The sequence below is a fragment of the Streptomyces sp. TRM70350 genome, from assembly GCF_019219825.1.
GTDB lineage: Bacteria > Actinomycetota > Actinomycetes > Streptomycetales > Streptomycetaceae > Streptomyces.
Window position 1 is genome coordinate 1 of record NZ_JAHUXH010000126.1, and the last position, 491, is coordinate 491.

The 491-nt window shown below is 69.9% G+C and carries 1 protein-coding gene; it reads right to left on the reverse strand.

Annotation, left to right across the window (positions count from 1 at the left end):
* A partial coding sequence (locus tag KWI83_RS37875; protein ID WP_218518899.1) for an adenosylhomocysteinase occupies positions 1–491 on the reverse strand: 491 nt, incomplete at both ends.

The following is a 491-nucleotide window of genomic DNA, read 5'->3' on the forward strand; positions in this document are numbered from 1 at the left end:
CGTCACGCCGTGGATCCCGAAGGCCAGCGCGGTCCAGTCGAGGGTGCTCGCCTTCAACAGGTCTTGTACGACGACCAGTTCCTCGTTGTCAGCGGGCGGGAGCTCGCCGGTCTTCTGGTGTGCGGCGCCTTGGTGGACCAGCAGGGTGGCGTCGCCGCCGTCGTCCAGGATCATGTTCGGACCGCCGGTGGGGCTGTCCGGCCAGCTCAGCGCCTGCTCGGTGCACCACCAGTATTCCTGAAGGGTCTCGCCCTTCCAGGCGAAGACCGGGATGCCCTGGGGGTTGTCGGGCGTGCCGTTCGGGCCGACGGCGATGGCGGCCGCGGCGTGGTCCTGGGTGGAGAAGATGTTGCAGGACGCCCAGCGGACCCGGGCGCCGAGGGCGACCAGGCTCTCGATCAGGACGGCGGTCTGGACGGTCATGTGCAGGGAGCCGGTGATCCGCGCGCCCTTCAGGGGTCCTTGCACTATGCCCGCCCGGGTCGCGTGGT